Source organism: Shewanella glacialimarina (genome assembly GCF_020511155.1).
Lineage (GTDB): Bacteria > Pseudomonadota > Gammaproteobacteria > Enterobacterales > Shewanellaceae > Shewanella > Shewanella glacialimarina.
This window is the reverse complement of record NZ_CP041216.1, coordinates 4,100,522-4,119,562: the sequence shown is the minus strand read 5'-3', so window position 1 is coordinate 4,119,562 and position 19,041 is coordinate 4,100,522. Positions and strand designations below refer to the sequence as shown.

The window sequence follows — 19,041 nt, the reverse complement described above, 5'->3', positions numbered from 1 at the left end:
ATCAAATATCGTGAAAAACTTGTTTATCTTAGCGTGACAATCTATCTTATCTAAATAGGGCTATTTTTAGTATTTTTCTATAAAATAGAAAATATTAGCAGTTAAAGTATCGAATAAGTTCACCATGGATAATGCCATGTTTTTAGTTTTAGTTAACAGTTATGGTTAAATTAATGTTAGCGGTTAATATTTGTACTCAAAAGCCGTATCGTCAAAAGTTTAAATGGATGTAAACATACGATTAGACGCCAACACTTAATTCGAGTTAGATTGACTTTTTTAAGGCTCAATAAGTATGTTGGGGATCGACACCATTTAACACGCAAAAAGGTTTTTAGATGAATAGTGGTTTTGTTAATAAATTGGCTTTTTGGCGTACAGCAGAGGCTTCCGGTAAATTGGGCGTGTTTGTCGACACTGACTCAGTGTGGGTCTATCAAAGTGAAATGTCAGGTCAAGCCGAATCGTACACCGAATTTCCATTAATAAAACAGAACTGGAACGATACTTTTAGCGATATAAAACAAAAGTTTGGCACGGCTACTGTGCAAATAGTTATGTCAGCTAGTCATTATCAATCACTGCAAGCCGAAAAACCCAATGTTGAACCAGCTGAAATTAACCAAGCATTAATTTGGACTGTTAAAGACATGGTGTCCGAACCTGTTGCCAATATTCATCTCGATTATTTTGAATCGTCAGTTTCCGCGAACACTAAAATCAATGTCGTTGTTGTCGCTCGAGATAAACTTGTCGCTATTGCGAGTGCGTGTGAAGAACTTGGTTTTACCATTGCGGGTATTACCATTGAAGAGTTAGTGTTAACTCACATATTTGACGCAGATAACATGGCCCACATGTTAGTAACACATTTACCTCACCAGGAGTTGTTATTCACTGTCATTAAAGCGGGTGAATCTTTAATGCAACGCCGTGTACGTGGTTTTAACGAGTTGCAAGATGTTAAAGAACAAGACTTGAGTGCTGGGTTGGCAGATAACTTAAGTTTAGAAATACAGCGCTCAATGGACTATTTTGAAAGTCAGCTGCGTCAGGCGCCGGTTGCTGCGATTAACTTGCTGACAGAGGGTAAGCAAGCTGCTCTGACTATGCTAGTTGCTGCTAACTTTAATCAAGCAGTTACTATGGTCGAACATCAAGGTGTGGCAGCTTATTTGGCCAAATTAGCCTTTGTAGAACTATCAAGGAGTGAAGTGTGATTAAAAGCAGAATTAATCTCTATACCGCCTCGCTTCTACCACCCAAGCAAAGGTTAAATTTTACTAGGTTAATAACAGCCCTAGCAGTGTTACTGAGTGTAAGCGTACTTTTGTATGGCCTTGCCTGGCATCAATTGAATAATATGCAGCATGACTTGCAGCTGGCTAACGCTCAGCAGCAAATGTTAATCGAAAACAAAAACACGTTAGAGCAACAGGTTGCTCAACGTGTTCCCGATCGTGACTTAGTCGCCCGTGTTGAGCTCGAGGAACAACGTTTAGTGTTAAAGCGTTTGCTTAAGAATGAACTAGAGCAGCGCACAGCTTTGATTAGTCAAGGCTATTCTCCTATTTTAACTGACTTGGCTGCGGTATCTGACGCATCAGTTTGGTTGAGTCGAATTTATTTTAATCAAGCCCAGATTGAATTTGAAGGTTTTGGCCTGCAACCCTCTAGTATCCCCAGATGGATTGAGCGACTTAACACGGCTGACACACTTAAGGGTTTTGCTTTTGCCACTATGACGATGGATCGAGGCGAAGATCAGCCTTTGGCCTTTAAGCTTACCAGCACGCCAGTGGTGAGTAAGGAGACGGTTCAATGAAACAAAAGTGGCAGTTAATTGAGCAAAAATTTAATCAGTTAACTCAACGTGAACGGGTATTAATTGCTGCGGCAACGTTTATCGTTATTGGTATGCTGGCTTTTTTACCACTCGATGGTAAGTGGATGCAAATAACCAAACTAGATAATCAATTGCATAGCGTTGCGCAAGAAACCTCCATTATTGAACAGCAGATTGAGTTATATCAACAAAGGTTGATGTTAGACCCCAATGCAGATTACCAGCAAAGGCTGGTATTAATTAATGAGCAGATGCGTGTAGTTGATGCAGAGCTAGATGCGCAAATGGTTGATATGGTGCCAGCAGATTATATGCCCACTGTATTGGCTAATCTGTTATCAAATGATAAAGGCATCAAGCTCATTTCATTTAGCTCTATTGCCCCAATTGCACTTTTACAGGTGGGTGAAGACGAACAGCATCAGATGAACCTATACAGCCATGGGATCAAGCTGCAAATTGAGGGCGATTATTTTGCTATTTTGAATTTTGTAAAAGCGGTTGAATCTATGCCAGATAAGCTTTATTGGAAGCGTTTAGATTATCAAGTGGCCAAACATCCTACAGCAAATGTCGAATTAGAATTATACACATTAAGCATTAATAAGGACTTTATCAGTGTTGCTAAACAAGATTAATCCTTACGTTATGAGCAGCTTGCTTTCATTGGTGGTTTTTGCCGCCCATGGGCAGACATTGCGTGATCCGACTTTACCAAGCGCGAGTTATCAAGCCGTCGTTATAGCGGATGCTGCAGAAAGTTTAGTGCTAAGTAGTGTCATTAATGGCGCATCTTCGTTTGCGGTGATAAATAATAAAATTATGAAAGTTGGTGATAGGGTACAAGGGGTACGTATTGTGGCAATTGGTAAAAGCCAGGTAAGCTTGTCTGATGGTCGTAAACTCCAACTATTCCAGTCGGTAACAGAGAGATAGGACAAAAACTATAATGAAATCGATTAACTATATCACCCCTCTGTTGGCATTAAGTTTGATGGCATGTCAAACCACCAATCGTCCAGATCCAACTGAATCAAAACAATCAATTAATGAGTCATTAACGCAAGCGCAAGCGCCCAAATTGGTTATGCCTCCTCCTGCTGCCATGCCCGCTGATGTGCAACGTGAGCTTAATGGTCAAAATAGTATTGGCGCTTCAATGCCGCCGCTTCCAGCCGAGCGTCGATTTGATGTTTCAGCGCATGAGGTCGATGCTAGAGTCTTTTTTCCTTCATTAGTTGAAGGTACGCCACTCAGTGTTGCTGTGCACCCCGAAGTACAAGGTAGTATTTCACTGTCTTTAAAGAGTGTCACTTTAGCCGAAGCAATCCAGGTTGTTGAAGACATTTATGGCTATGAGGTGAGTCGAGAAGGCCGGATATTACGTGTTTTCCCTTCTGGAATGCGTACAGAGACCTTCTCATTGAATTACTTATATATGGAACGTGAGGGGTTATCGTTAACTTCAGTCAGTTCAGGTCGTATTTCTGATAACGACAATAGTTCAAATTCGAGTAATAACAGTAATTCTAATTCAGGTAACAACAGTAGCTCGAGTAACAACAGTAATAACGACAGTAGTAATAGTAATAGCAGCGATAATACAAATGGTACATTTATCCGTTCCAGAACTAAAACTGATTTTTGGGGTGAACTAAAAGAAACCCTAACCGCTATTATCGGGGAAACTGGCGGCGGGCGCCAAGTAGTTGTAACTCCGCAGGCTGGCTTAGTGACGATTCGTGCATTTCCAAATGAGTTACGCCAGGTACGCTATTTTATCGAAAAAGCAGAAACTCATTTACATCGTCAGGTGATTTTAGAAGCTAAAATTATTGAAGTGACCTTATCTGATGGTTATCAGCAGGGTATTCAATGGGAAAATGTCATGGGTCATGTTGGCAGTACTAACATTGATTTTGGCACAGGTGCAGGTCAGGGATTAAGTAATGCTATTACCAGTGTAGTTGGTGGCGTGACCTCAATTAATGTCAAAGGTACCGATTTTGCTGCGATGATTAGCCTGCTAGATACGCAAGGTGACGTCAATGTGTTATCAAGCCCAAGGGTGACAGCTTCTAATAACCAAAAAGCGGTTATAAAAGTGGGTAGTGATGAGTATTTTGTCACCGATGTGTCATCAACCACTGTTGCAGGCACCACACCAGTGACCACTCCACAGGTTGAATTAACGCCTTTCTTTTCCGGTATCGCCTTAGATGTCACTCCGCAAATTGATGATGATGGCAATGTGTTATTACATGTCCACCCATCAGTTATAGATGTGAAAGAGCAAACTAAATTAATTAAAATCAGTGATTCCACCTTAGAGTTACCTTTAGCGCAAAGCGAAATTCGCGAGTCTGACACTGTCATTAAAGCGGCATCGGGCGATGTGGTGGTTATTGGTGGTTTGATGAAGAGCGATAATATCGAAATTGTGTCTAAAGTGCCGCTATTAGGAGATATTCCCTTTATAGGTGAAGCATTTACAAACCGCAGCAGTTCAACCAGAAAAACCGAATTAATTATTATGCTAAAACCTACCGTGGTGGGTGATGATACCTGGGCAAATGAGCTAAAACGTTCGCAGGATCTTATTGAGCGTTGGTATCCTACTCAGCAGTAACCTTTGGCTGATCAGGAATTAGCAGTTATGTATTTGCAACACTTTGGTTTACGGCAGTTACCTTTTACATTGACGCCGAACACCGGGTTCTTTTTTGGACTAACGCCACATGTTGAAGCGTTGCAAGTGCTGCAAATGGCACTGGAAACCGGTGAAGGATTTATAAAGGTCACAGGCGAAGTTGGCACTGGCAAGACTTTAGTTTGTCGCAAATTATTGAATGAGTTACCTTCGCAGTTTCAATGTGCTTATATTCCGAACCCTTACTTAACCCCAGCTGAATTACGTTGGGCGGTGGCGGCAGATTTAGGTATTGATGTCGCCGAAAAACTTGATCAACAGCAGTTGACCCGATTGATACATGAAAAGCTATTAGCACTAAGCGAGCAAGGTTTTCAAGTTGTGTTAGTGATTGATGAAGCACAAGCTTTACCGGATGAAAGCCTAGAGGCACTGAGATTATTTACCAATCTTGAAACCGAAAGCCGCAAGCTATTGCAAGTGGTGTTATTTGGTCAGCAGGAGCTTGATGATAGATTAAATCAGGCTAATTTACGCCAGCTAAGGCAACGGATTACGTTTAGTTATCATTTACGGCCATTAAATTGGGATGAGGTTCAGGCCTATATGAACCATCGCCTCATGATAGCAGGCTACCAAGGTCTGGCTATTTTTACCGTTAAAGAATCAAAGTTAATCGCCTCTGGCGCACGCGGGATCCCGCGGTTAGTTAATATACTCGCCCATAAAACGTTATTACTTGCTTATGGAGAAGGGGCAGCAAAAGTCACCTTGGCACATTGTAAAGCGGCAATTAACGATACCGAAGATGCCAATAAGAGTATTGTGTCCCCATCACAATTATTTACCCTTAAACCAGTACTCGTTTTCATCGGGGTGGCGTTGAGTGTTTTGGCTGGATTACATTTTAGTTCGATTTCATGTTGCGGTCTTTGGCTGGCACGAATAAGTGGGTGGTTATGAGCGTAATCAATAAAATGCTGCAAGATTTAGAGCAGCGTCAGCAGAATGCGACTAGTGCTGATAAAGCACCAACAAGTCAATTTGTTCGCCCTCAAGTAGAGTTTAACAGTCAGGTTGAACAACCAAAAAAATCACGTTTAGGATTATTAGTGCTGGCGTTGACTATACCTATGGCGTGGTTTGGGTATAGTTTACTTCAGCAAGGTGAGCTGCTTGAGGACACGGCAGAATTTGTGCCTGAAATATCGACTAACAATACCAGTCTACCCGAACAATCACTTATTTCTTCAACTGTGCAACCATTGATAAAATCGGATAACCAGCAAGATGAAGTGACTAGCCAAAAGCAGGATCTGTCGGACGAACAATTAACCCAACTAGCGTTATCAGCAGAGCTTGGTAATGATTCCGCCAACCATTTTATTGCTGTTGAAAACCCACATGAGCAAAATATTAAGTTACAACCTGCTGAAGCTATTATGGCTAAGCAAGCTGCTCTGCCATCAAATGCTTTGGAGCAGCAAGATACAGTAAGTGTTGTTGCTAGCTTAGATAATGCACAAGCGACAGTGGTGACAACTGAGAGTCAAGTACCTGCAGTGGCTAGCTCTGCGCACCCTAACTCGATTATACAGGCTCAATTACAACAACCATCACAGCAGCAAAAGGCTAATAATAGGCCGGCAAGTCAGCAAGTTGTGGCGAGTAATATGAAGGTAACGGAAGTCACCCTGACCAAAGCGCAATTAGCTAAGGTGCTATTTCAAAAGGCGCAGGCGGCAGAAAAAGAAAAGCGCTTAAGTGATGCATCAAGCGGGTATTTGGAAGCAATAATACTCGACCCTAGCTTACATGCGGCGCGCAAACAGTTAGTGAGTATTTATTACGCTCAAAATAATGCTAATACCGCGATTAGATTACTTGAAAGCGGCGTAGGTATGTTTCCGTCACACTGGGAATTTTATTTAATCAAAGCCAATATTGAAAATGCTTTGCAAGAATATCGCGCCGCTTTGCAATCATTGAGCTACATTGATGATAGTAGTCACTTTGTTAAAGATAAGTGGGCATTTCAAGGTGAGATCGCACAGAAAATAGCTCAATATGACCTGGCTGAATCAGCCTATCGTTCGCTATTAACCCTTGAGTCAACTCAGGCAAGATGGTGGATGGGTTTAGCCTATGCATTAGATTCTCAGCAGCAATATGCCAAAGCGGCAGAAGCTTATCGTTCTGCATTAAACTATCCAGGATTATCGAATACTGCGATTGAATTTGTTGAGCAGCGTTTAGTACAACTAGGAGAAAACCAATGAAACCTAAGTTAAAGATGCGTTTAGGTGATCTTTTAGTCCAAGAACACATTATTTCAGAAGCCGAGCTTCAACAAGCGTTGGCTGAGCAGCGTAATTCAGGTAAAAAACTCGGTCGTACCCTAATCGATCTAAAAAGTATTAGTGAAAATCAACTACTGCAGTTTTTATCACAGCAACTAAATTTACCTTTTTTAGACATCAGTCGCATGCCTATTACCCCTGAAGTGGTTAATATTTTGCCTGAAGTGCAGGCGCGTCGACATCGTGCACTTGTGGTTGAGAGTAACCACGATAGTGTCTTAGTGGCAATGAGTGACCCAGCTGACCTTCAAGCAATTGATAATTTGGAAATTCTTGTCGCACCTAAACAACTAAGAATTGCGGTGGCACCTGAACAGCAACTGTTAGACGCGTTTGATAATTTATATCGTCGTACAGATCAAATCGCGCAAATCGCCGGTAAATTAGATGAAGAATATGCCGCTGACGACATGTTCGATTTGGCGAATTTAACCCAAGGTGACAGTGATAATGAAACAACAGTTGTTAAGTTACTGCAATCAATATTTGAAGATGCAGTGCAAATGCGTGCTTCGGATATTCATATTGAACCGGGTGAAAAAGTACTACGTATACGCCAGCGTGTTGATGGTCAACTGCACGAAAACATTTTAAATGAAGTTAATATTGCTTCCGCTTTGGTGCTGCGCTTGAAGCTGATGGCTGGGCTAGATATTTCTGAAAAACGTTTGCCGCAAGATGGTCGATTCCACATGGAAATAAAGGGCCATAAGATTGATGTACGTATGTCTACTATGCCAATTTATCATGGTGAGTCAGTAGTAATGCGTCTACTCGATCAAACAGCAGGTTTACGCACACTAGATGAAACCGGGATGCCGCCACATATTGTTGCCCGTATTCGTAAACAAATTAAACGCCCCCATGGCATGTTGTTGGTAACAGGCCCAACAGGTAGCGGTAAAACCACCACCTTGTACGGTATTTTAAGAGAGCTAAATACAGCCGACCGTAAAATTATTACAGTAGAAGATCCGGTGGAATATCAATTACCGCGCATTAACCAGGTGCAGGTGAATCATAAGATTGGTTTAGATTTCTCTAACGTGCTTCGCACCACCTTACGTCAAGACCCCGACATTATTATGGTGGGCGAGATGCGTGACCAAGAAACCGTTGAAATTGGTTTGCGAGGCGCATTAACCGGTCACTTTGTATTATCGACTTTGCATACCAATGATGCGGTCACCAGCGCATTACGTTTGCTCGATATGGGCGCGGCCAGTTATTTAGTTGCCAGTGCTTTAAGAGTGATTATTGCCCAGCGTCTTGTGCGCAGAGTGTGCCATAATTGCAGTGTCGATTATCAATTAACTCCAGCAGATACCAGTTGGTTGAAAAGTGTTTCTAAAGAAGATTTTTCACAGGCCACCTTTAAAGTAGGGACGGGCTGTCAAACATGTAGCGGTTCAGGTTACCGTGGCCGTATCGGTATTTTTGAAATCCTAGAACTTGATGAAAACATGATTGATGCTATGCGTACTGGTAATCCACAGGATTTCGCCCGCGCAGCATTAAAAAGCCCTAATTTTGTTCCTTTGGCTAAATCCGCAATGGAATACTTATTCCAGGGCACCACAACTATGGAAGAGGTGTCTAAGTTGGTTGAAGATGTCAGTGAATCTTCAATTGCGTTATCACAAGATGTTATAAACCAACAAACGGCTGAGGCGTAATTATGCCCACTTATCATTATCGAGGTAGAAATGCGCAAGGTCAGTCAGTGACGGCGCAACTGGAGTCAGCGGATGAAAACTCAGCCGCGGACGCCTTGATGAGCCGTGGCATTATTCCATTAGAACTAAGAGAAGTAAAACCGCAAAAGACATTCTCCATGAGTAGCTTGTTTGGCAGCAAAGTGTCATTGGAAGAGTTACAAATCTTTTCACGGCAAATGTACTCGCTGACTCGGTCTGGTATTCCTATTTTAAGAGCAATAGCAGGGCTGTCGGAAACCACTCATTCAGTGCGGATGAAACAAGCATTGGATGATATATCATCGCAGTTAACCGCAGGTAGACCTTTGTCTTCTGCGATGAATCAACATCAAGATGTATTCGATTCTTTATTTATTTCTATGGTTCATGTTGGTGAGAATACCGGTAAGTTAGAAGATGCTTTTATTCAATTATCTGGTTATATCGAACGTGAGCAGGAAACTCGTCGTCGAATAAAATCGGCTATGCGCTACCCCATGTTTGTGTTAATCGCGATCGCTATTGCTATGGTGATACTCAATATCATGGTTATCCCTAAATTTGCTGATATGTTTTCACGCTTTGGTGCAGAACTACCCTGGGCAACTAAAATTTTAATGGCAACCTCTAGTCTATTTGTTAATTTTTGGCCGCATATGATAGTTGGCTTAATTGGTATTATAGTGGGCATTCGTTATTGGTTACACAGCGAGAAAGGCGAGAAACAGTGGGATAAATGGAAGTTACATATTCCAGCAGTGGGTTCAATCATTGAGCGTTCGACACTGGCGCGTTATTGCCGGAGCTTCTCGATGATGCTAAGCGCAGGAGTACCAATGACACAAGCGCTCAGTCTCGTTGCTGATGCGGTAGATAATGCTTACATGCATGACAAAATTGTAGGTATGCGACGAGGAATCGAGTCTGGCGAATCCATGCTTAGAGTGTCGAATCAAAGTAAGTTGTTTACACCATTAGTGCTGCAAATGGTTGCCGTTGGTGAAGAAACCGGCCAGATTGATCAGTTGTTAACCGATGCTGCTGACTTTTATGAGGGCGAGGTTGATTACGATTTAAAAAATCTCACCGCTAAATTAGAACCTATATTGATTGGTTTTGTTGCTTGTATCGTATTGATTCTCGCGTTGGGTATTTACCTCCCTATGTGGGATATGCTCAATGTGGTTAAAGGCTAGATTTCAATGACCTCAATAGGTGAGGAACATTTATGCTGAAACAACAAAAGGCCGATGATGATCTACTTAAAATCTACGGTCGTATAGTAGCAATAAGCATATTTTTATTAGTTTTGGCTGTTTTAGGGGGTAAGTATTTTAACGCCATGCCTGCTATTGCTGGTAAAAGCTTAGCCCTTGAGCATACGCGTTTTCTTAATATCACCACAATGATAAAAAGCCAGTGGCTATCAAGCGGTAGACCGAAACAACTACTGCTTAACTGGCCAAGCATGGCACCCAAGGCGCCCGACAATAAAAGTGCTATAGAATCAGCTAAAGTTACACTGCAAAGTGCGGCAGATAGTTTAGAGAATCAGTTTGTTACAACAGATAATTGGATTAGCCTGTCCGATAAAGGATGGCCGGTGATCGACACTTTAGATGTTCCAGGATGTAAACGTTTATGGTATCAATTATTAGCGACTCAATTAACTGACATTGAGGTTAGCTATGATGCTAATGATAAAATATGTCGATATACCGCGGAAGATTCCGCTAATATCAATTATCAATTTACCTCTGGACAAGTGCTTTTTTTCAAAAAGTAGCTATAGAAAGTAAATAAATTTTAGCAAGTTGCAATAAGCTGCTAATATAAGTGGAGATATCGCCATTTTAGTGTAATGCTAAAATGTGGACAAATTGATGGGACAATTGAAAGAGTGTATAACTTATGAAGTTGAATCAAAAAGGCTTTTCATTAATTGAGTTGGTCATTGTTATTGTGATCCTTGGGTTACTTGCAGCAACCGCTATTCCGCGTTTTTTAAACGTGACCGAAGATGCTGAAAATGCCAGTGTTGACGGTGTATCAGGTGGTTTAGCGACTGCGGTTGGTTTTGTGAGAGCGCAATGGGAAGTTGATGGTCGTCGTAATACGTCGGTTATTTTAGACGGTACTAGTGTTTCATTAGACACTCGCTTTGGTTTCCCTACAGGGACAACTAATACTGACGTGACCTCTATGACGGATGCGACCTGCCAGGAAGTATTTAACAGTGTATTACAAAGCGCACCACGTAATGTACTGTATACCGCCGATGCAAGGGATCAGCGCTATACCGTTAGGGCACTAGATAATGTCGGCGGTTCAGCTACTGCAATTAACGGCACGAGTGTGACAGGCATTGATGTATGCGTTTATCACCAAATTGCATCTTTGACGGTTAACCAAACTACGGGTATTGCCACTCCTGCACCGGATTTAAGCACTGCTGGCGCAAAAGGCGTGACATACAACCCTGGTACAGGACAGGTATTGTCCTTTACCAACAACTAATTTTTAATTTTGCTGTTAGGTTATGTTAGAAAATAACAGCTAAATAGACACAAATTTATTTTATTTATTTTGAGAGGCTTACTATGCAAAAATTAATGCAAAAACAACAAGGTTTTACTCTAATTGAATTAGTGGTAGTGATCATTATTTTAGGTATTTTAGCGGTAACTGCTGCGCCTAAGTTTATCAACTTGCAAGGCGATGCACGAGTGTCTGCACTAGCGGGTATGAAAGCGTCTATTCAGGGGGCGAATACATTAGTTTATTCAAAAGCGGCTTTAGCTGGTCAAGAGAAGAAAGCTAAAGGTGATACAGTTCCTCCATCAGTGAATATTGGTACAGGTACTAATGCTGTAACACAGTTTGGTTACTTGCAAGGTTTGAAAGCAGAGCTTGAAAATGCTGTGGAAGTAAAATTCAATGCAGCAACAAGTATAACAGATCCTACGACGACAGGGACTGAAGATTGGACAATCTTTCAAGGTTCTGGCGTTGTCACTATTTGGCAAAAAGGTGCGCCCGCAGCATGTAAGTTAACTTACACTGAAGCTTCTAGCGCAACAGTTAGACCCTCTTTTGTGGTAGAGACTACAGCAGCAAACTGCTAAATAGATAACAATAGTTTAACTAAAGCCTGCATTTCGCAGGCTTTTTTATTGCCGATTATTTCATTTGAAATAAATACGACTAAAATTTATTAGGTGAATGTAGGTGTGTTATCAGCGATATGCGTTCGGTTATAGTACTATTGATGTTAACAATTTAGGACTTATCAATAGGTGAGATACGGTGGCTAATAGTTCAACTTGCGGGATTACGCTTTAATATTCATTCATTGTTTCTAAGCCTGCTTTAATTGTTGCTTACTAACGGGTTATCATCAAACATGGCTTGTGCATCCAATTATAAATAGGCAGACAAATACTTAAAAAATTTGCCATACTATCAAGTGCTAATTGCTATTTTTTTGCTGAATTTATCGAAAGGGCAATATGGATTTAAATCTTTCAACATCAAGACTAAACGGCTTTACTTTAGTCGAGCTGGTAACCACGATAATACTGATAGGTATTGTCTCGGTTGTGGTGTTGCCGCGTTTTTTTTCTAGCTCGAGCTTCAGTGCATATACGTTACGTAATGAATTTATTTCAGAGCTTCGCCAAGCTCAATTAAGAGCACTGAATAACACCGACCGATGCTATGAGGTTAATGTCACTGCTACGGGTTATCAGTTACGCCATTATAGCGATCGCGCAGGAAATAGCTGCGCTACACTTATTCGCACCGAAGCAATACAAGGCTATAGTGGCGGCGCTTCTATCAGTTTAGTCGCATCCGCTAGTAAGTCATTTAACATTACTTTTGATAGTTTAGGTCGAATGTTATCACCCAGTTGTACTGGTGCGTGTTTCAATATTAATGCTGATGACATTTTAAAAGTGGCTGTTGAGTCTGAGGGTTATATTTATGCTTTATAACTCAAGTCGTTTAAGCCAGTTGTTACCGTGTTTAGCACGCTCGCACCTAAAGTCGCTTAATCGGCCTAACACGGGCTTTTCACTGATTGAATTAGTGGTGGGAATGTTAGTGATCAGCATCGCGATTGTGATGATGACATCGATGTTTTTCCCCCAGGCCGACAGATCCGTTGAGTCACTGCACCGGATGCGCTCTGCTGAATTAGCCCATTCTGTGATGAATGAAATTTGGGGTAAACGCTATGATCAACAAACCAACCCCAATGGTGGTGTGCCTGCGTGTAATAGTCCTTTAGGGTTAACATGCTCAGTCACATTAGGACCAAACGGTGAGACTCGTGAAAATTATAATGATGTAGATGATTATAATGGATTGAATATCAATTCATTGATGTTCAACTCAAGCCAAACCTATGCTGCTGTTTATATTAATTTTGGTCTGAGCGTTGAGGTGAGCTACGTTGATGCCACCACTCAAGCGGCTAAGCTGATCTCGGTCAATGTCACTACACCCAATAATGAAGTGATCACTTACCAAGCCGTAAGGAGTAATTATTGATGCGAGTGATTACTCGACCTAAAGGGGCTAAACAAGCCGCTTTTACGCTTGTAGAAATGGTCATGGTTATTCTTATTTTAGGCATAGTTGTAGTTGGCGTCAGCAGCTTTGTTATTTTTGGCACGCGTATTTTTGTGGAATCGAGCGCGGTGGATCAAGTATTAAGCCAAAGCCGTTTTGGGGTCGAGCGGATGACAAGAGACATTCGCAGCGCACTGCCTAATTCAACACGTTTACTGACAGCAACAGATGGCAGCTACCAATGTTTAGAATTTGTTCCTATTACTGCCAGTACATCCTACGTCAATGCACCAATCGCACCGGCTGCAACAAGTAATACACTGAGTGCAATTGTGATTAATCAAACCATTTTAGCAGGGCAATGGGCGATTATTTATCCGCTAACCGCAAGTGAAATTTATAATCCAACCGGCAGCACCGCAAAACGATTTCTAATATCAAGTGTTAGCACCAGTGGCGATCAAGTTGACTTAACCTTTGGCGCATCAATTCGATTTACTCAAGCTTCACCATTAAAGCGACTTTATCTAACCGCGCAACCTGTGAGCTATTGTGTTGAAAACCAACCTAATGGCACCTCAGATTTAACCCGCTACGCTAATTATGGTTATCAAAACAGTCAGCCAGTCCCTACAGCAATGGCCAACAGGGTGATTATGGCGCAAAATATTATCAACAGTTTATTAATTGAGCCTGCCATAATCTTAACACCATCCAGTTTGGTGACTAATGCGATTGTGCATATTGAGCCTAGGTTTAGTGTCAATGGTGAGTCATTTAAATATCAGCATCAGGTGCAGGTGATCAATGTTCCTTAAATTGTCGATAAAATCACACCAACAAGGCAGCGCATTAGTGATTGGTATTTTTGTGCTAATAGTGATGTTTTTGCTCGCGGCAAGTTTACTGCGCATTGTCGAAGATTCTGATGTCTCTATTTCGATGGAAGTATGGGGAGCGCGAGCACTTAATAGCGCGAACAGCGGTGCAGATGCTTCTTTAGGGCAACTGTTTCCTTTAAATGGCGCAACTGCATCATGCATCAATGTGAGTTCAACCTGGATACCTCCTGCTAATGCGGTTGGATTTCATGGCTGCAGTGTCACCATTACCTGTAATAGCGCGACGGTCAGTTCCCTTACTCAGTACCGCATTAGCAGTAAAGCCGTGTGTGAAACCGGAGCCTGTGGCGCTAACAGCAGTACTGATTGTTTAAGAGTACAAAGGCAAGTAGAGGTAGAAGCCCGTGGGAATTAAATTGATATCGCGAATTCTTACCTGTGTTGGCGTGATAACGGCGTTATTTACGACGACTGTATTTGCATTTGATGTTGTTGACGAATCAGTGACCTGGCCTACAGTGGCTCAAGGACATCATCAAGACAACAATAATAGTTGTCATCAAATCTCTAGCCCGCAACTCTCTATGCAGGGGGGCTCTCGCATTAACGGCACTTTGGGGGCAGATCTGGCCTATTGCTCTAATAATAGTGGTTCAGGTTTACCTAATAATAGCTGTGATACCGCTTCAGGTGGTGATCGTTTTTGTACAGTCACAGGCAGTGATATCCGAGGCTTGAGCTTAAACGGCAATAATGCCTTTAAAACCAGCAATGGTGCCGGTGGTGGTGTAGGGTCCTGTACCGCAAATCAAAATATTAGTTTGGGTAATACGGGCCAAAATCAATTCAGTTCAATTGCATTGTATTCAGCCTGTACTGTTACCCTCTCTTCAACCCAGCAAGAGTATCGATTTCAGTCTATAGAAGCCGGAAGTGGTGCTAAGTTGGTTTTCCCCGCAGGGGACTACTGGATAAATTCTTTAACATTAAATCAAAATGCACAGATAGTATTGCAGGGAAATGCACGCATTTTTATTGGTAATAACATTCAATTAAACGGCGCTAAAATTAACGAAACCAATACTCATTCGTTACAGTTAATTGCCTATAAAAACATGAGTTTAACTTCTGGAGCGATTATTGGTGGGCGTGTTTATAGTGATGAAACCTTAACCATTGATAATAACTCAATTATTAATGGTCGGGTTACATCGCGATATTTAACTATTAACTCAAATGGCCAAATTAATGATGCTTCAGTGGCTGTGCCTTTTCATATTCAATATGGCAAAGCAACCACAACTAGCATTACTTTTACCACTGCCTTTCCAACGGGTGTTAAGCCCTTGGTGTTTCTAATGCCAACGGTTTCAACCAGTAATAGTAATAATGATGGTCCCGCGTCAGCATTACTTGGTAATGTGACCGCACAAGGTTTTACCTGGTCAAAGCAAGAGCCTGAATCACCCACCAATCAATATATTCCTTCTAATAATATGCCAGAGGTGCATTGGATAGCCGTGACCCCTGGTAATTATGATTTACCTAATGGCACTAAGCTTATAGCCGGTTCAGTTAATTATAATCAAGCATTGTTTGGGTCTAACTCACCTTATACGCCCGTTACGCTGCCTGCTAGCCAGGATGTATTGCTGAATCAAATTCAAACCCGCAATAACAATTGTTGGTTTACCAGTACTTCCCAATTTACCTCGACGGGTATTGAACTGGCATTAGACACTTCCGAAGTAAGAGATAATAGCGCTCGATGCCAACCCGGTGGCTTGAATAATAGCCAAATTCAAAATGAGACAATTGGTTACTTATCATTAAAGTCTGGCAGTGGCGCTATGGTGCTAAGCGGTGAAAATACCAATTACCATTTTGGTAAATCGCAAACTTTTACCGCAAGCGGCGTGCAAGATCTAGCTTACCAATGTGGCTTTACCACATCGCTTATCGGGTTTAGTAATATTCCGGTGTTAGTCGCGGGTAAAAATAGCCGTAATGGGGGCGATGGCGGTTGGTTACGCCGTTGTCAATTGAGCAATAGCTTGTTTAGCATGGTCGATGATGAAGACACTTATCAAGATACAGATAGAAGGCATATTTTTGAGAATTATAGCTTTGTTGCCATTGAGCGCTTAACCAAAGTGAGACAATGTTTTACCGATGATTTTCAGCGCAGCAGTGTGGGCAATGACTGGGTGGTGTCAAATAGTGGTGGTGGTTTTACCCCTTCTATTGTGAACAATCGCTTGCGGGTAACTCAGGCTGCGGGTAATCAAGCCACTTCTTCAACTTATCAACGCTTATTTCCTGCGGCAAACAACTTGGTTGAAATTGAATTTGATCACTATGCCTATGGCGGAAGTGGTGCCGATGGTATCGCCTTTGTGTTGTCGAATGCCGCGGTTACCCCACAAGCTGGTGCGTACGGTGGACCCTTGGGATATGGTGCTCGTACAACTGTGAATGGTTTTGCTGGTGGCTGGTTAGGGTTTGGTATTGATGAGTATGGTAACTTTTCAACTGAAGGCGGACCAAACGGACCAGGACGTCGTCAGCAATCTGTTGTTGTGAGGGGTTCGGGTTCGGGGACTAGCGGTTATCCTTATTTGCGAGGCTCTTGTAATAACGGCACCACTAATACGGCTGGAAACTGCCTTTCGCCAACGGTGGATAATAACAATGTGACTCCAGCACACAGATATCGTATTACCATTGATTCAAAAATAGCCGGTCAATCGATTGTTAAAGTTGAGCGTAATAGTGGTAGTGGATTCATTGAAGTAGTCCCTGCTTTTAATGCCGCGGCTATTAGCACTCAAGCGGCCATTCCCGCTGATTTTTTATTGTCATTAACCGGTTCTACTGGTGGTTCGACTAACAACCATGAAATAGACAACGTCGAAATTTGTGCGCTGGATTCAAGGCCGATTGGCGTAGTGATTGATCATTTTGAATTTACCCACAGTGGTAGCGGGTTAACCTGTGGTCCTGAAACCCTTACTCTTAAAGCTTGTGCTAATGCCGACTGCAGTCAAACGGTACCAGACTTTGTTACCGCCACGCTAAGCCCTGCAACGGTCACAGGCGGAGGAGGCTGGGTTGGTGGTAATGTTGTCAGTTTTAGTGGTGGCGCTACTACACTGCAATTGAATCGCAATACTGTAGGCACAGTGGTGGTTGATGTAACAGGCTCAACACCTGGTGCTAAACCTTTCAGCCAGACCTTATGCCGTATTGCTGGAAGTGCTGCATCTGCTGCTAATTGCACGCTAACTTTTGCTGATAGTGGTTTTATTTTTGATGTGCCTGATAAGTTAGCCAACAAACCTGCGCCAGACATAGTGGTTAGCGCGGTTAAAAAGAGTGATATCACCAAACAATGTATTCCAAGTTTTGCCAATGTGTCTAAAAATGTCGCTTTTTGGAGCACTTATACCAGCCCCTCAGTGCCTATTAATGGCCAAAGTGTGTCAGTAAATGGTACCAATGTGGGTAAAACAAGCGCTACTGCAACCAATATAGCACTTGCATTTGATGCCTTAGGCAAGGCGAAAATTGCTGTGAATTATCCTGATGCGGGCCAGCTTCAACTCGATGCGAGATATACCGGCACGGGTAATGAGCAAGGGTTAATTATGTTAGGTAATGATCCCTTTGTGAGTTTTCCGGTAGGTTTATGTATTACGCCGCAGGATACAGGTGCCCAATGTGTAGCAGGAAATAGCAGTTGTAATGTGTATAAAAAAGCCGGGGAATCATTTAACTTACTCATTCAAGGTAAAGCTTGGCAAATTGATGGTGATACTAATTACTGTGACAATCCCAATACCCCTAATTATGCCCACAGCAATATTACATTAGGTCGTAGTATAGTTGCGCCTTCAGGTGGCGAGCTTGGGACTGTGTCTAACGTAAGTTATGCTCAAGTGGCCCAAACAACCAACACTAGTATTGTGCCTCAATCAATCAGTGAAGTTGGGGTGTTTACGTTCTCGGCTAAACCGCCTACTAATTATTTAGGCTCAAGCTTCTATGATATTCCCTTAGCACAATCACCAAATATCGGCCGCTTTGTACCAGATAGATTTGTGGTGAGCGGTGTAAGTGTATTACCAGCCTGTGGCGTGTTTAGTTATATGGACCAGCCTTTCCCATTGTCGATGAATCTTACGGCTTACAATATATTTTCGAGTGTGACTAAAAATTATCAAGCAGCCTTTGCGAAAGGGACGGCTCAGTTAGTGGGCGAAAATAGTAATAATGGTACTGAGCTGTCAAACCGCCTCAGTAGCCTACCTGTCAATGCGGCGTCATGGGTTGCCGGTGTGGCTAAGGTCGACGCAAGTTATCGTGCTAAATTTGCTCGCACAACGGCCCCTAATGTTGATGGGCCTTTTAGCGCGTTAGATATCGGCGTGAAGGTTTTTGATAATGACACTAATATTGCTTTTGTCGCCGATCCAGACATGCGTGCAGACAATACGGGTAATTGCACTACGCCATTAAATACTTGCAGTGCCAAACGCATCACCACTCAGGATTTACGTCATGGCAGGGTCACTATGGATAATACCTATGGACCTGAAAATGAAATATTACGTATGCCAACCTATGCACAATATTGGAACGGCAGTCAGTGGGTTGTCAATGTTGGCGATAGTTGCAGCGTAATTAATGGCAGCTTATCTGGGGCAGAAATTTATACTCCAACTAAGGTTGCAGGTCAAACGGTAACAAGAACAAATAATAGTACTAATATTTCTGTAGGGAAGATGACCTTGTTCTGGCAAAATACAGGTACGAATAATTATCGTGGTCAAGTGCAAGCACCTGCGCAAGTTGATAGTTGGCTGCAATGGTATTGGAATTACGACACGAGTTCGGTCAATTTATTGGTTAACCCCCAGGCTAGTGCTTTTTTTGGTCGTTACCGAGGCCATGATAGGATTATTTATTGGGAAGAAGTAAGGCAATAATGACGATTTATGTGCTAATTCACTTTTTCATTGGACCATTTAGCCTATTTAAGGGCTCTTTTTAAAAAAATATTGTCAGATTA

The 19,041-nt window shown here is 42.1% G+C and carries 17 protein-coding genes; all 17 read left to right on the top strand.

What is annotated here, in order from left to right:
• The first annotated feature begins 338 nt into the window (after nucleotides 1-338).
• The 17 genes from FJ709_RS18000 to FJ709_RS17920 all read left to right on the top strand — a co-directional run bounded on the left by FJ709_RS18000 (nucleotide 339) and on the right by FJ709_RS17920 (nucleotide 18,958).
• The gene (locus FJ709_RS18000; RefSeq protein WP_226411721.1) at nucleotides 339-1,220 is read left to right on the top strand and encodes a biogenesis protein MshI; all 882 of its coding nucleotides are present in this window, start codon (nucleotides 339-341) and stop codon (nucleotides 1,218-1,220) included.
• Entirely contained in the window at nucleotides 1,217-1,825 is a 609-nt protein-coding gene (locus FJ709_RS17995) for a fimbrial assembly protein (protein ID WP_226411719.1), read from the top strand. The genes FJ709_RS18000 and FJ709_RS17995 overlap by 4 nt, the downstream gene beginning before the upstream one ends.
• Complete coding sequence (locus FJ709_RS17990; protein ID WP_226411717.1) at nucleotides 1,822-2,484, top strand: MSHA biogenesis protein MshJ; 663 nt, start codon at nucleotides 1,822-1,824, stop codon at nucleotides 2,482-2,484. Before FJ709_RS17995 ends, FJ709_RS17990 begins: the two co-directional genes overlap by 4 nt.
• The gene (locus FJ709_RS17985) at nucleotides 2,465-2,782 is read left to right on the top strand and encodes an MSHA biogenesis protein MshK (protein WP_226411715.1); all 318 of its coding nucleotides are present in this window, start codon (nucleotides 2,465-2,467) and stop codon (nucleotides 2,780-2,782) included. Before FJ709_RS17990 ends, FJ709_RS17985 begins: the two co-directional genes overlap by 20 nt.
• A 13-nt stretch (nucleotides 2,783-2,795) precedes the next feature.
• Nucleotides 2,796-4,475: a pilus (MSHA type) biogenesis protein MshL gene (mshL, locus tag FJ709_RS17980; RefSeq protein ID WP_226411713.1), complete on the top strand. Its 1,680-nt coding sequence runs from the start codon at nucleotides 2,796-2,798 to the stop codon at nucleotides 4,473-4,475.
• A 27-nt stretch (nucleotides 4,476-4,502) separates the two neighbouring features.
• A complete protein-coding gene (locus tag FJ709_RS17975) occupies nucleotides 4,503-5,459 on the top strand; it encodes an ExeA family protein (RefSeq protein WP_226411711.1) in 957 nt (318 codons plus the stop codon).
• The gene (locus tag FJ709_RS17970) at nucleotides 5,456-6,775 is read left to right on the top strand and encodes a tetratricopeptide repeat protein (protein WP_226411709.1); all 1,320 of its coding nucleotides are present in this window, start codon (nucleotides 5,456-5,458) and stop codon (nucleotides 6,773-6,775) included. Before FJ709_RS17975 ends, FJ709_RS17970 begins: the two co-directional genes overlap by 4 nt.
• Complete coding sequence (locus FJ709_RS17965; protein WP_226411707.1) at nucleotides 6,772-8,532, top strand: GspE/PulE family protein; 1,761 nt, start codon at nucleotides 6,772-6,774, stop codon at nucleotides 8,530-8,532. Before FJ709_RS17970 ends, FJ709_RS17965 begins: the two co-directional genes overlap by 4 nt.
• Nucleotides 8,533-8,534: 2 nt before the next feature.
• Entirely contained in the window at nucleotides 8,535-9,749 is a 1,215-nt protein-coding gene (locus FJ709_RS17960; RefSeq protein WP_226411705.1) for a type II secretion system F family protein, read from the top strand.
• Between the two features lie 32 nt (nucleotides 9,750-9,781).
• Nucleotides 9,782-10,339: a hypothetical protein gene (locus FJ709_RS17955; protein WP_226411703.1), complete on the top strand. Its 558-nt coding sequence runs from the start codon at nucleotides 9,782-9,784 to the stop codon at nucleotides 10,337-10,339.
• Between the two features lie 125 nt (nucleotides 10,340-10,464).
• Complete coding sequence (locus FJ709_RS17950; RefSeq protein ID WP_264177951.1) at nucleotides 10,465-11,070, top strand: prepilin-type N-terminal cleavage/methylation domain-containing protein; 606 nt, start codon at nucleotides 10,465-10,467, stop codon at nucleotides 11,068-11,070.
• A gap of 95 nt (nucleotides 11,071-11,165) precedes the next feature.
• Nucleotides 11,166-11,678, top strand: a complete 513-nt coding sequence (locus FJ709_RS17945; RefSeq protein WP_226416051.1) for a type II secretion system protein — start codon at nucleotides 11,166-11,168, stop codon at nucleotides 11,676-11,678.
• A 384-nt stretch (nucleotides 11,679-12,062) separates the two neighbouring features.
• Nucleotides 12,063-12,548 (top strand): prepilin-type N-terminal cleavage/methylation domain-containing protein, encoded by a 486-nt coding sequence (locus FJ709_RS17940; RefSeq protein WP_226411701.1) that lies wholly within the window; start codon nucleotides 12,063-12,065, stop codon nucleotides 12,546-12,548.
• The gene (locus FJ709_RS17935; RefSeq protein ID WP_226411699.1) at nucleotides 12,538-13,107 is read left to right on the top strand and encodes a type II secretion system protein; all 570 of its coding nucleotides are present in this window, start codon (nucleotides 12,538-12,540) and stop codon (nucleotides 13,105-13,107) included. The genes FJ709_RS17940 and FJ709_RS17935 overlap by 11 nt, the downstream gene beginning before the upstream one ends.
• A complete protein-coding gene (locus FJ709_RS17930) occupies nucleotides 13,107-13,946 on the top strand; it encodes a PilW family protein (protein ID WP_226411697.1) in 840 nt (279 codons plus the stop codon). Before FJ709_RS17935 ends, FJ709_RS17930 begins: the two co-directional genes overlap by 1 nt.
• Nucleotides 13,936-14,385: an MSHA biogenesis protein MshP gene (locus tag FJ709_RS17925; RefSeq protein ID WP_226411695.1), complete on the top strand. Its 450-nt coding sequence runs from the start codon at nucleotides 13,936-13,938 to the stop codon at nucleotides 14,383-14,385. The genes FJ709_RS17930 and FJ709_RS17925 overlap by 11 nt, the downstream gene beginning before the upstream one ends.
• Nucleotides 14,375-18,958 (top strand): DUF6701 domain-containing protein, encoded by a 4,584-nt coding sequence (locus tag FJ709_RS17920; RefSeq protein WP_226411693.1) that lies wholly within the window; start codon nucleotides 14,375-14,377, stop codon nucleotides 18,956-18,958. The genes FJ709_RS17925 and FJ709_RS17920 overlap by 11 nt, the downstream gene beginning before the upstream one ends.
• Nucleotides 18,959-19,041: the final 83 nt, after the last annotated feature.